This is a genomic window from Dickeya fangzhongdai, from assembly GCF_002812485.1.
In the GTDB taxonomy this organism is placed as follows: domain Bacteria; phylum Pseudomonadota; class Gammaproteobacteria; order Enterobacterales; family Enterobacteriaceae; genus Dickeya; species Dickeya fangzhongdai.
In genome coordinates this window covers 1322038-1335354 of the sequence record NZ_CP025003.1, presented here as the reverse complement: position 1 = coordinate 1335354, position 13317 = coordinate 1322038, and the positions used below count along the sequence as shown (strand labels likewise).

Annotated in this window: 12 protein-coding genes and 1 other annotated feature; of the genes, 3 read left to right on the top strand and 9 right to left on the bottom strand. The window is 57.2% G+C overall.

Translation table 11 applies throughout. The features are described from left to right. Positions 1-201: 201 nt before the first annotated feature. The 7 genes from adk to CVE23_RS06145 all read right to left on the bottom strand — a co-directional run bounded on the left by adk (position 202) and on the right by CVE23_RS06145 (position 7434). Positions 202-846: an adenylate kinase gene (gene adk, locus CVE23_RS06175; RefSeq protein ID WP_038661156.1), complete on the bottom strand. Its 645-nt coding sequence runs from the start codon at positions 844-846 to the stop codon at positions 202-204. Between the two features lie 282 nt (positions 847-1128). Further along, a complete protein-coding gene (gene htpG, locus CVE23_RS06170; protein ID WP_161129898.1) occupies positions 1129-3012 on the bottom strand; it encodes a molecular chaperone HtpG in 1884 nt (627 codons plus the stop codon). Positions 3013-3273: 261 nt separating this feature from the next. After that, positions 3274-3879, bottom strand: coding sequence for a recombination mediator RecR (gene recR / locus CVE23_RS06165; RefSeq protein ID WP_038661158.1), 606 nt, complete (start codon positions 3877-3879; stop codon positions 3274-3276). Continuing rightward, entirely contained in the window at positions 3879-4208 is a 330-nt protein-coding gene (locus CVE23_RS06160) for a YbaB/EbfC family nucleoid-associated protein (protein ID WP_016942050.1), read from the bottom strand. The genes recR and CVE23_RS06160 overlap by 1 nt, the downstream gene beginning before the upstream one ends. A gap of 41 nt (positions 4209-4249) precedes the next feature. Next, positions 4250-6262 (bottom strand): DNA polymerase III subunit gamma/tau, encoded by a 2013-nt coding sequence (dnaX, locus tag CVE23_RS06155; protein ID WP_100849121.1) that lies wholly within the window; start codon positions 6260-6262, stop codon positions 4250-4252. Continuing rightward, positions 4859-4923 (bottom strand) — a sequence feature (DnaX frameshifting element). Its footprint overlaps the gene before it by 65 nt. A gap of 74 nt (positions 6263-6336) precedes the next feature. After that, on the bottom strand, positions 6337-6885 hold the full coding sequence (gene apt, locus CVE23_RS06150) for an adenine phosphoribosyltransferase (protein WP_038661165.1): 549 nt from the start codon (positions 6883-6885) through the stop codon (positions 6337-6339). A gap of 180 nt (positions 6886-7065) precedes the next feature. Beyond that, positions 7066-7434: a DUF454 family protein gene (locus CVE23_RS06145; protein WP_100849120.1), complete on the bottom strand. Its 369-nt coding sequence runs from the start codon at positions 7432-7434 to the stop codon at positions 7066-7068. 128 nt (positions 7435-7562) lie between these two features. On the opposite strand from CVE23_RS06145, the gene miaE reads away from it, so the two are divergent. The 3 genes from miaE (at position 7563) to rsmS (ending at position 9198) form a co-directional block, all read left to right on the top strand. Next, entirely contained in the window at positions 7563-8333 is a 771-nt protein-coding gene (gene miaE, locus CVE23_RS06140) for a tRNA isopentenyl-2-thiomethyl-A-37 hydroxylase MiaE (protein ID WP_038918207.1), read from the top strand. Positions 8334-8397: 64 nt separating this feature from the next. Further along, positions 8398-8931 carry a primosomal replication protein PriC gene (gene priC / locus CVE23_RS06135; protein WP_100849119.1) on the top strand — a complete coding sequence of 178 codons (534 nt, stop codon included), beginning with the start codon at positions 8398-8400 and terminating at the stop codon, positions 8929-8931. Between the two features lie 78 nt (positions 8932-9009). Beyond that, positions 9010-9198: a pleiotropic regulatory protein RsmS gene (gene rsmS, locus CVE23_RS06130; protein ID WP_100849118.1), complete on the top strand. Its 189-nt coding sequence runs from the start codon at positions 9010-9012 to the stop codon at positions 9196-9198. Here the strand turns inward: rsmS and mscK are convergent. Together mscK and acrR are read right to left on the bottom strand one after the other, a co-directional pair. Further along, positions 9195-12578, bottom strand: coding sequence for a mechanosensitive channel MscK (gene mscK / locus CVE23_RS06125; RefSeq protein ID WP_100849117.1), 3384 nt, complete (start codon positions 12576-12578; stop codon positions 9195-9197). The two genes, rsmS and mscK, sit on opposite strands and share 4 nt — an antisense overlap. Before the next feature lie 82 nt (positions 12579-12660). Further along, complete coding sequence (gene acrR / locus CVE23_RS06120) at positions 12661-13311, bottom strand: multidrug efflux transporter transcriptional repressor AcrR (protein WP_100849116.1); 651 nt, start codon at positions 13309-13311, stop codon at positions 12661-12663. Positions 13312-13317: the final 6 nt, after the last annotated feature.

Below are 13317 nucleotides of genomic sequence, written 5' to 3'. Positions count from 1 at the left end.
TTTCCTCTGCTGCCGCTTCGGCATCATCGTTTGGACGGGAACGGAGTGTCATTGTAGCGGAAACGCCGCTGTGAAAAACCGGCTGGCAGCGTGGTTAACGCCGATACCAGCAATTGTCGGGAGCAATATAAAGAGAAGAAAACAGCGGGAGAATGCGGGAAGAAGCGCCATCAGCCATGATGGCGCATCCGAAAGACGGAATCAGCCGAGGATACGGGCCAGCTCTGCGCTGACTTCGCTGACCTGGCGGGTGCCGTCAATCTTGTGGTAACGGGTGTGGTTAGCCGCGGCTTCCTGCTGATAGTAATTCACCAGCGGCGCGGTCTGCTGATGGTATTCCACCAGACGTTTGCGTACGGTGTCTTCCTGATCATCTTTACGGATGGTCAGCTCTTCACCCGTTACGTCATCTTTGCCTTCCACTTTAGGCGGATTGAACTTCACGTGATACACACGACCGGAAGCCGCATGCACGCGACGGCCGATAATGCGCTCGACGATCAGCTCGTCAGGCACGTCGAACTCAATCACATGATCGACATTAATGCCGGCTTCTTTCATCGCGTCAGCCTGAGGAATGGTACGCGGGAAACCATCCAGCAGGAAACCATTGCGGCAGTCATCTTGTGCGATGCGCTCTTTGACCAGGGCAATCACCAGTTCGTCTGTCACCAGTTTACCCGCATCCATGATTTCTTTTGCCTGCTTGCCCAGTTCACTACCGGCCTTTACCGCCGCACGCAGCATATCGCCGGTGGAAATTTGCGGAATGCCATACTTCTCCATAATGAACTGAGCCTGAGTACCTTTGCCTGCGCCCGGAGCGCCCAGCAGAATAATACGCATTGCGTAATTCCCCTTGCTATGTAGTTTTTTTAAAAAAAATTTGAAAAACGCTAAACCATACCATTCCGGAAGAGCTTCCTCAAGGAACGGGCTCGGTTCAGCGGGCGCGGTACTACTGAAATCTGTGATGGCGTATGACTTTTCAGCCGACTCTGAGAGTGTAGACGACGAATTGGCAACCTGGGAGTTACCAACCGTTAACATTAGGGCAAATATATGCAGAAGCGGTATAAAAAACGCCCCGGCAAGCCGGAGCGTTCAGTCTCATCATGATAAGCAGAATCAGGCAGTCAGCAGTTGGTTCATTCGACGGATAAACTGGTTAGGATCTTCCAGCGTACCGCGCTCGGCAAACAGCGCCTGATCCAACAGCAGCTCTACCCACTCGCCGAACTGCGCGTCATCCTGCGTATCGGCGGCGCGTTTTACCAGCGCATGTTCCGGGTTCAGTTCGAAAATGTACTTCACTTCCGGCGCCTGCTGGCCCGCAGCGGCAAACAACTTCGCCATCTGGGTGCTCATGTCGTTGGAGTCAGTGGTGACAATCGCCGGCGTGTCGGTCAGGCGGTGCGTCAGGCGCACCTCTTTCACGCGCTCGCCCAGCAGCGTCTTGACGCGATCGACAAACGGCTCCAGCGCCTTCTCCGCTTCTTTCTGCGACTCGTCAGCCTCATCCGCCAGTTTGTCCAGCGACTCGTCGGCCTTGCTGACCGACTGGAAGGACTTACCGTCGAACTCGGTCAGGTAGCTCATCATCCATTCATCGATGCGATCGGAGAGCAGCAGCACTTCGATGCCTTTCTTGCGGAACAGCTCCAGATGCGGGCTGCTCTTGGCGGCGGCGTAGCTGTCGGCGGTGATGTAATAGATCTTGTCCTGACCTTCCACCATGCGGCCGATGTAGTCATCCAGCGACACGCTCTGCTCATCGCTGTCGTTATGGGTGGTGGCGAAACGCAGCAATTTGGCGATGGTTTCACGGTTGCCGCTATCTTCCGCCGGCCCTTCCTTCAGCACCAGGCCGAACTGGCGCCAGAAAGTCTGGTATTTTTCGCTATCGTCTTTGGCCAGTTTTTCCAGCATCTGCAGCACGCGCTTGGTCAACGCGGTACGCAGGCTCTGCGTGACACGGTTGTCCTGCAGAATTTCACGCGAGACGTTGAGCGGCAGGTCGTTGGAATCGATCAGACCGCGGACAAAACGCAGGTAGGTCGGCATGAACTGTTCGGCATCGTCCATAATGAACACGCGCTGCACGTACAGTTTCAGACCATGTTTGTGATCGCGGTTCCACATGTCCCACGGCGCCTGGGAAGGAATGTACAGCAGGCTGGTGTATTCCTGCTTCCCTTCCACCCGGTTGTGGCTCCAGCTCAGTGGGTCGGTAAAGTCATGGGCGATGTGCTTGTAAAACTCGTGGTACTCGTCGTCGCTGATCTCAGACTTGCTGCGGGTCCACAGCGCCTGAGCTTTGTTGATCTTCTCCCAGGTGACGGTCTCTTCCCCGCCCTCTTCCTCGCTTTCAGTACGGGATTCGATTTCCACCGGCAACGCGATGTGATCGGAATACTTGCTGATCACCGAGCGCACGCGCCAGTTGTCGAGGAACTCATCCTCGCCTTCGCGCAGGTGCAGGGTGATTTCGGTGCCGCGTTCCGCTCTGGCGATATCGGCGATGGTGTATTCGCCTTCACCGGCGGATTCCCAGAACACGCCCTGATCGGCGCTGGCGCCCGCCACACGGGTTTTCACCGTCACCTTATCGGCAACGATAAACGCGGAATAGAAACCGACCCCGAACTGGCCGATCAACTGGCTGTCTTTCGCCTGATCGGAACCGAGAGACTCCAGAAACGCCTTGGTGCCGGATTTGGCAATGGTACCCAGGTTGTCAATCACGTCATCGCGGCTCATGCCGATGCCGTTATCGCTAATGGTCAGGGTCCGCTGTTCTTTATTGATCGATACCCGAACGCGCAACTCGCCGTCGCCTTCATACAGATCCGGCGTCGACAGCGCGCGAAAGCGCAATTTATCCGCCGCATCGGATGCGTTGGAGATCAATTCGCGCAGGAACACTTCTTTATTGGAATACAGCGAATGGATCATCAGGTGCAGCAGTTGCTTCACTTCGGACTGGAAGCCGCGGGTCTCTTGGCCTTTCATACTCATTATTACTTCCCTCAATACGTATTTATTCAGGCTGATTCAACGGAGGATAAGCAACAGATGGGGATAACCCGATAGGGTTTCAAGGGGGGAACTGTAATTGACCACACCGGCTATTTGTCTACAGCGACAATTTGTCTACACCGACACGTTGACCGCACCAACAATTTGACGACATAAGCAATTTGCCGACATAAACAATTTGGCGACATAAACAATGTCAGCGAGATGTCGGCCGCCGACAGGCGGCCGCAGAAATCAGAACCGGATGGGGTGTCGCCCGGCCAGCGAGTGAGACAGCGTGGTGCCGTCCACCATTTCCAGCTCGCCGCCCACCGGCACGCCGTGAGCGATACGGCTGGCCATTACCCCATGTTCGGCGCACAGCTCGGCGATGTAATTGGCCGTTGCATCGCCTTCCACCGTCGGGTTGGTCGCCAGAATCACTTCACTGATGGTTTCCGTCGCCAGACGCTCTTCCAGTCGATCCAGCCCGATATCGCCGGGACCGATGCCGTCCAGCGGCGACAGGTGGCCCATCAGCACAAAATAACGGCCGGCGAACTGCCCGGTCTGCTCGATGGCATGAATATCCGCCGGGCTCTCCACCACACAAATCTGGCCGTTCTGCTGACGACGCGGATTGGCGCAGATGGTGCAGACCTCCTGCTCGGTAAAGGTCCGGCAATCGGCGCAGTGGCCGATCTCCGACATCGCGCGGGTGAGCGCCTGCGCCAGACGCATACCGCCGCTGCGATCGCGCTGCAGCAGATGAAACGCCATACGCTGCGCCGATTTTGGCCCCACGCCGGGTAAACAGCGCAGCGCCTCCATCAGCGATTCAAGAAGCGGGCTGGTTTGCATCAGAACGGCATCTTGAAGCCGGGCGGCAGCGGAATACCGCTGGAAACCGACGCCATTTTTTCCTGCTGGACTTCAGCGATACGACGCGCCGCATCATTGAAGGCCGCCGCAATCAGGTCTTCCAGCATCTCTTTGTCGTCTTCCATCAGACTGGGGTCGATTTCAACACGACGGCAGTTGTGAGCGCCATTAATGGTCACCTTCACCAGCCCGGCGCCCGATTCCCCGGTCACTTCCAGGTTGGCGATCTCTTCCTGCGCCTTCTGCATTTTTTCCTGCATCTGCTGAGCTTGCTTCATCAGATTGCCTAAACCGCCTTTACCAAACATATCGTTCTCTCTACCACTTCGGGCTGCCGGCAGGCAGCGGGTTAAACGGGGCGGATACTCTCTTCGTCCAGTTCCGCATCAAAGAAACGCCGTAGCGTTTGAATATTATTATCAGCCATGATGGACTGGCGCGCCTGCGCCAGCTTCTCTTCATAAATGGCCTGACGCCACTCCAGCGGCGTACGGACCGCGGGCGTATCGTCTTCGGTGACAGTCAGGCTGATCGGACGCCCGTAGTGCGTCGCCAGCGCTTCCGACAGCGCTTTCTGCGCCGCCGCCGAATTCAGATGGCGCTGGGAAGAGCGCAAGTGCAGGTGAATCGCGCCCTCCTCCGGCATCTCTTTAAACGCATTAAGCGCCAACTGTTGTACCAGCTTAGGCAACGTCAGACGATCGATTTCCGCCGCCCAGGCATCGCGTTCGATGGCTTCCACCGCCAGCCTTGCGGCCAGCTCCGGCGTCTTTTCATATTCCAGCGCCGAGCGTAGCGCCTTGGGCGTAGTCACCGGCGCCGTTTCAACCGGCTCGGCTTTCTTCTGCGCCCGCCAGCGATAAGCCTCCTGCTTTTTCTGCTCTTCCTGCGCCACGGCTTTGGCCGCCATTTGCTGCTGACCACGCTCGGTCACCGAAGCCAGCCGCTCCAGCGCCGAGTTTACCGGCCGCGTTTTTCCTGACGCCGCCGGTTCAGTCTTTTTTGTCGGGGTATTTCCCTGTCGGCTCAGCAACTGGCTGCGCGCCTGCAACAACTGTGCGGTCGCATCCGGCAAATTGCTGTCCGGAGTTGGTGGTGCCGCAGGTTCGCTACCCGCAGCAGGAGCTGATCTGGCCGCCGGTGCATCGCCGGATGCGGCAGGCACCGCGCTGGCTCTAACCGATGGCGGCACACGCGCCGGTTCGACGGGTAACGGCGCACTCGCCGCAGGCGTCGCGGATGGCGCGCTGACCGGTACCGGTTCGGCGATCGTCTGGCTGGGATGGAACGCCAGCGCCCGCAACAGGGTCATTTCCACGCCCATGCGGCGATCCGGCGCGTACGGCAACTCCTTGCGCCCCACCAGCAGCGTCTGATAGTAGAGCTGCACCTCGGCAGGCGGGATCACCCGCGCCAGTTCACGCAACCGGGGCGCGACCTGATTGTATTCTTCACCCAATGCGGAAGGCAGCAACTGCAGCATAGCAATCCGGTGCAGCAGCGTCAGGGTTTCCACCAGCAGCGCTTCCCAATCGACGCCGCGCGACGCCGCCTGCCCCATCAGCGCCATGACACCGGCGCCATCGCCTTTCACCAGCGCTTCAATCAACGCCAGCGGCTGCTCATCATCCAGCGTGCCCAGCATCTGGCTGACGGCGGCGGCGGTGACCTGCCCTTGCCCCATGGCGATAGCCTGATCGGTCAGGCTCAGCGCATCGCGCAGACTGCCATCGGCGGCGCGGGCCAGCAATTGCAGCGCGCGAGGTTCCGAGGCCAGTTGTTCCTGCTCCAGCACCTGTTGCAAATGCTGACGAATCTGCTCGGCATCAAGCGCTTTGAGATGAAACTGCAAGCAGCGGGACAGAATCGTCACCGGCAGTTTTTGCGGATCGGTGGTCGCCAGCAGGAATTTCACATGCGGCGGCGGCTCTTCCAGCGTTTTCAACAACGCGTTGAAGCTGTGGCGGGAGAGCATGTGCACTTCGTCGATCAGGTAGACCTTGAAGCGGCCGCGGGCCGGAGCGTATTGCACGTTATCCAGCAGGTCGCGGGTATCTTCCACTTTGGTGCGGGATGCCGCATCAATCTCGATCAGGTCGACGAATCGTCCCTGTTCGATTTCCCGGCAGGTATCGCACTGGCCGCAGGGCGTAGCCGTGATCCCGGTTTCGCAATTCAGCCCTTTCGCCAGTAAACGGGCGATAGTCGTCTTGCCTACGCCCCGGGTACCGGAAAACAGGTAAGCATGATGGATACGGCCTAACGAAAGACCATTGGCTAACGCCGTCAGGACATGTTCCTGTCCTACCACGTCAGCAAAGGTTTGGGGACGCCACTTACGGGCAAGAACCTGATAGCTCATCAATACCGCAGCAGTTGAGTTATTGAGGAGGTGATGCTAACACAGTCTCGCCGCCATCGGCGAGACTGCCGTCATCAATGGCCGGGGAAATCGACCAGGCTGTAGCAGGCGATGCCCATGCTTTCGAGGCGCTGCTGTCCACCCAGGTCAAAGAGATTGATGATGAAAGCGGCGTCGGCAACCTGGCCGCCGAGACGACGAATCAGTTTGACGGTCGCTTCGATCGTACCGCCGGTCGCCAGCAGATCGTCCACCACCAGCACCTTGTCGCTGGCGGTAATGGAATCGGCGTGAATTTCCAGCGTATCGCTGCCGTATTCCAGCTCATAGCTTTCGCTCAGCGTCGCGCGCGGCAATTTACCCGGCTTGCGCACCGGAACGAATCCGACGCCCAACGCCAGCGCCACCGGCGCGCCAAACAGGAAACCACGCGCTTCGGTACCGACCACTTTGGTAATGCCGGCGTCCTGATAGCGTTTAACCAGCATGTCGATGCTCGCCGAATAGGCCTGCGGATTCTCCAGCAGGCTGGTCACATCACGAAACAGTATGCCCGGCTTGGGGTAATCCGGAATACTCTTGATACTGTTTTTAATCAATTCTGGCTGCTGAGTTGCGGTCATAATGTTGTGCCTGATAAAACCTTATATTCACTGAACACCGCCACGGCCCTTCGTCATGCCGCCCGCAGGCGTTGGCGATAAAAAATACGGTGGCGGCTCGCGCACGAAAACGCTCAAATCTAGTCAAACTGACCGGCAAATGCAACCGGCCCGCGCAGATCCGCCTGTTTTTATCGCAGGCTATTGCTTCGGATCAATAACCGGTAAACGCAGCATAAAGGTTAGCAACGCGACCAGAATCACCAGCAGCAGGCCCCTGACCCAGTTAATATCCACCAGCCACAATGACAAGGCAAAAGTCGCGATAATCACCAGCACCGCCTTGATTTTGACGCCCGGCGGCAGCGCGCGATGCTGCTGCCAGTGGCGCAAATAGCCGCCGAACCAGGAGCGGTACAGCAGCCAATAGTGGAAGCGCGGCGAGGAGCGGGCAAAACACCAGGCGGCCAACAGCAGAAACGGCGTGGTCGGCAACAACGGCAACACTACGCCCAACGCCGCCAGCACTACCGCCAGCCATCCCACGGTTATCAGCACCACTCGATACATCTTGCCTCCATTGCATTTCCACACGAACGTTCATTTCCAGATAGGTCACCCGGGCCGCAGCAGACCCGATCGCAATCCACAGGAATCGTTGTATCATACCGCCACGTTAACTCAATCCGTCCGCCGTAATGTTTGATCATTCCATTCTCGACCCCATTCATGCCTTCCTGACCGCCGCTACGCCAGATGAGTGGATCGACGAAGCGCGCAAGCCGGAAAATCTGCCGGTATTGCTGCGCGATCATCTGTTATGCGAACTGAAAGCCGCCCAGAGCGCGCTGTTTTTGATCCGTCGTTACGCGGTGGATCAGGAGAGCCGGCATCAATTGCAGGACTGGATTGCCCCGTACGAGCATTTCGCTTTCCGACAAGTGGGCGACATGCAGATGCTGACAGCAGGCGGGCAAATTACCCGTCAGATTACCGCCCGCGCCGGCTGCCACTATAGTCAGGACATGATCGATAAAATGGTGATGTTGATCCGCGAAGAACTGCACCATTTCTATCAGGTGCTGGAAGTCATGGCGCAAAAGGGCATTCCTTACCAGAACGTGCCCGCCAGCCGCTACGCCCGCGGCATGACGCAACACATGAAATCTCATGAGCCGGATGCGCTGGTGGACAAACTGATTATCGGCGCTTTTATCGAAGCGCGCTCCTGCGAGCGCTTCGCCAGACTGGCGCCGCATCTGGAAGAAGACCTGCGCAAATTCTACATTTCATTACTGCGTTCCGAGGCCCGCCACTATCAGGATTATCTGGCGCTGGCGGAACAGATCGCCGGTAAGGATATTACCGCGCGCGTCGCCTTTTTTGCGCAAACAGAAGCACAGCTGATCACCAGCCCGGACAACGATTTCAAATTCCACAGCGGCAAACCGGCGTTCAGCACCCACTGAACCGGCCCGTGATTCCACATACCGCGGCTTACGGATGCCGCGGTCGACCGACGGAGGAAACGCCATGGAAACACAGGCACTGCTGGCCGTGCTGGCGCGCCAGATTGATACGCTGGCGCGGGATATCGAGCCGATTGCCGCGCGACAGGCGCCCCGGTCACGTTTTGATCGCCAGTTATTCAGTTGTTACGGCACCCGGCTGGGCGATTATCTCGACGAGATCCGCCATAACTACCAACATCTGCAGCAATATGTACAGGAACAGCGCCTGGATCGGGTGGCGTTCATGGCGGAAAAACTGCTGACGCAAATGACGGCGCTGCAACGGGAACTGGCAACCCAACCGCTGCGGGAGCAGGAGCCCGCGACGCCGGCGCCGCAGGACCGGTACCAGAAACTGGCGGAATATCAGGGCTATGAGCGTCGACTGCTGGCGATGATTCAGGATCGGGAAAGCTTGCTGGCGACCCAGAGCCAACTCAGCGAGCAGCAACGCCTGCAACGCGAGCTGGCGGCGCTGGAAGGCCGACTGGCCCGTTGCCGTCAGGCGCTGTCGCGGCTGGAGCGTCAGATTGAACGCCAGGAGCAGGGGTTTTGACCTTTCGTGATCTTCGTTCACTATTCTCTGCTATGTTTTAGAAAAAACAGAACAGGATCGGAGTGAGGTAGAAAAACCATGTCGCTGGAAAATGAAACGCCAGAAGTCAAACTGGCGGTCGATCTCATTATGCTGTTGGAAGACAACCAGATAGCGCCGAAGGTAGTGCTGGCGGCGCTGGAAATCGTACGTCGGGACTACCAGTTGAAGGCCGACGCCGGAGCAGGCGTTCCCGCTCCGACGCATATTCCCTACAACGTTATTTAGCGGGTTTCCATCGCATCCTGCGGCGGAGTCAGTACGCGGGACACTTCCTGTATCTCGTTGCCCTGCGCGTTATGCAGGTGTACTTCCAACTGATTGAAGGCGATGTCGATATTATTTTCGCGGCACAGACGATCGATGGTGCGATTCAGCTCATCGACGGTGTAGCTGCGATCCCGCAGTTCCCGCACGTACAAACGCAGTTCATGATCCAGCGAGCTTGGGCCGAACGACAGGAAAAACACCTGCGGTTCCGGGTCGGTCATCACGCGTGGATTATCGCGCGCCGCCTGCAGCAGCACCTCTTTCACCTTGTCCAGATCGGAACCGTAGGCGACGCCGATACGAATCAGTACACGCGTGATGGTGTCCGACAGCGACCAGTTGATCAGACGTTCGGTAACAAACGCCTTGTTGGGAATGATGACTTCCTTGCGGTCAAAATCGGTAATCGTAGTGGCGCGGATACGGATCTTGCTGACCGAACCGGAGAACGTGCCGATGGTGATGGTGTCGCCAATACGCACCGGCCGTTCGAACAGGATAATCAGGCCGGACACGAAGTTGGCGAAAATCTCCTGCAAACCAAAGCCCAACCCCACCGATAACGCCGCCACCAGCCACTGCAACTTGTCCCAGGAAACCCCGAGCGAGCTCAGCGACGTGACCGCACCGACGGCGGTAATCAGATAGGTCAGCACGGTGGTAATGGCGTAAGACGTGCCTTGCCGCAGTTGCAGGCGCGACAGCACCAGCACTTCCAGCAGACCTGGCAGGTTGCGGGTCATCACATAGGCCACGCCGCCAATCACCATCGCCACCAGCAGGTTGCCTAGCGTAACCGGCTGCAATACGGCGCCGCTGGCATTCGTGGTGCTGTAATGCCACAGCGTGATGCTGTCCAGATAAGAGAACACGGTCACCAGATCGGCCCAGATCCAGTAAAACGCGCCGGAGAACGCCAGGAACAGCACCATGGTGGTCAGGCGCAAAGATTGCTGGCTGATCTGCTCCAGCGCCAGCGGCGCTTCCGGCACCGGCTCGCTGCCCTCCGCCCCTTCTTTGACCAGATTCTGGCGTCGCGCCACCGCGCGGCGATACGCCAGACGGCGGGCCGCGACGCTTAAGCCACGAATAGTAGCGAAATAGACGATATTCCAGACGATCAACAGATACAGGCTGTCAATCCAGCGGCTGGCCAGTCGCAGCGTGGTATAGAAAAACCCGTTCAGCATCAGCCCAATCAGAAACAGCGGCATGGCGGCCATCATGGTCACCACGATCAGTTGCACCGTGTGACGCTCCTTTTCCCGCCAGCAATCGCGGCATACCGGGAACACCAGAATGGTCAGCAACAGCAGGTTACAGACGATAATGATCTGCCCGATGACGTCATCCACCAGGTACAGCGGCGCTTTCTCGCCCACCACCGACCAGAACATCAGCGGCAGCAACGCGCCGCCAAGTCGCAACGTCTGACGCCGGTAATGCGCGCAGCGGTACGCTGGAATATTGAAGTGACGCTCGCTCAGGCTGCCCGGCTTGAGACTAAACCAGGCGGTGGCGAACACCATCCAGAACAACGCCAAATTTTCGCTAAGCAGCCAGGCGAAGCTGCTGATCTGGCTATCCGTCCGCTTCAGCCATAGCCCCAGCGACAAAATCACCAGCACGCCCGGCAACGTACGCAAAATCAACAGCAGAATGGCTTTCGGCGTATGCAACTGGCTGTCACGCTTGAGCAGCCCCACATCGTCCGCCAGCTTACTCATATAGCTATCGATGCTTTTTCGCCGCCACAACAACAGGCAGACCATTATCAGCGCCGGGATGATCAGCAACAGCGAATTCATGATCCCCTGGCCCAGCGGTACGCCTTTCAGGTTGAAATGCAGATTTTTTATCTGCTGTTTCAATGTCGACGGCAGATCCTTCAGCCAGTTCCAGTCCATCGGTTTATTGCTGCTGACCCAGAAGATTTGCTGAGTCAGCGTACGCTGCAGCGAGTCATTCACGCTCATCAGTTGCTGGCGGCTGATTTGCAGGTTAATCGCCAGCATCAGCTGATTGCCAAGCTGCTTGTTGAGCTGGTCGAGCAGTTCGCGGCGCATGTCCAGAATCTGCTCCAGCGCATCGGTGACTTCGGCGTCCACCGTGGCATTGCTGTGAACGACCAGTTGCTGGATATATTCATCGCCACGAAACAACACATCGCGTTGCTGGTTGATATCAAACTGTTCCAGCCGCAGATCGGCGATTTGGGTGCTGATGTTGCCCATCGCATCGGCCGATGGCAGATTTTGCTGTTGTTGATAAAGGATACGCGACAGCAGCAGACTGCCTTTCAGCACCGTAATCTGTTCTTTCAGGTTGCGTTCCGACTGCGTGGCGCGATCCAGCCAGTTTTTTACCTGAATGCTCTCCTGAACCAGCGTATTGCCTGCTTCGGTCGCTTTGATCAAACGTTGGCTGAGCTGACGGTTGGTATCCATCTCCGCTTTGACCAGCGGGTTCTCCTGAATACGCTGCAACTCATCCGAATTCTGCGCTTCCTTGGCGGTTTTCTCCGACAGGTTGAGGCGCTTGTTGTTGATAACGCCCTGCAACGTCTGCACCATGTGTTCCAGCTGACCAATCTGTGCGGCGGTGTAATCCCGCTGCTTCTGCAGCAGATCCTGCATGGTGGTGTTCACTTCCAGACTTTTGCGCTGCTGCTCCATTTGCAGCCCGACCAGCGCCTGCTCCGCCTGCAGTAAAATCTGCTGACTCGGCCGTAGCGGCTCCTGCGACGGGTCAAGCCCACTGAGCTGGGTGCGCAGTTGCTGGCTGCGTTGCGAGGCGGCATATAACGCGCTCTGCACCCGCTCCGGCTGGGTCTGCAACGAAATCAGTTGGCTATTGTAGGTGGAGAGGTTTTCCTGCGCCGACTGCAAATCATCCAGCGTTTCATTCAGGCGGGCCTCCAGCTGTTTTAGCGACAGCGACTCCAGCGATGGCTGAGACACCGGCGCAGCGCTCCCCAGCGACACCAGATCTTCATTCACCTGCTTCAGTTTGGCCGGCGCCTGCGCCGCCTGCTGCTTCAACTGGCTGGTTTCCTGCCTAACCCGGTCGATAGAGTCCAGCACATCCAGCGTTTGGGTTAAATCCTGCTGGGTCAGCTTGTCTACCGAAGTCAGACTTTTTTGTTTGTTGAGGGTATCAAGCCGATTCTGAATCTCATTCCGGGTCGGCAAATCGTTACCGGCGGCAAGCGCCGACCACTGCGGCATCAACCCGAGCAGAAACGCCCAGATATACGGCAGGCTACGGCGAACAGAATCATAAAGGAAAGAACGGAAAAGAACGGTAAACGAACCAGAAACGGCGAAACAGCGACTCATGATGCATCATCGGTTTTACAGAGATGGCGCAGTTTATCACGTCTGCCGGAAGACAAGGTATGTCAGGCTGCATTTATGCATATCAGGCTTCGGAGCTACCGGTCTGACGTAAGGCCAGACTGCCGCGCAGCATATCGATCAGCCCATCGACCAGATACGGCGCTTCGCTTTTCAGGTCGAAGCTTGTCGGCATAAACAGCCAGTTTTCCATGATACCCGACAGATACGCGCGCATGGCGACCGCTGCGCGTCGGGGATTCACGTCCATCGGCAACATCCCCTGCCGAATGCAGTTCATCAGCGAGGCTTCTATTTTGTAGTAGCAGTCGAAATACAGATCCTTACGGCCATTAAATGTCGGCAACATTTCACCGACAAACTCGCATTTATGGAATATGATCTCCATCATTGAGCGCCACTCGATATCTGACTCGGTCAATCTCAATATATAAATCAGCAACTCTCTGAGCACATGCAGTGGATCGTCAGGAAATTTTGCCTGATACTCAGTTTCGAAATCAGAAACTTTGGCTTCTGATCGCGCCCATATCTCATCAAACAGTTCAGCTTTGTTTTTAAAGTGCCAGTAAATAGCACCGCGGGTCACGCCGGCGGCAGTCGCAATATCGGACAATGATGTTGAGGAAACGCCATGCTCGGAAAACAGACGCAGCGCTGCGTCCATAATCTGAAGTTTGGTCTCATGAGCCTGTTGTTTGGTTTTTCGTGCCATAGCGCC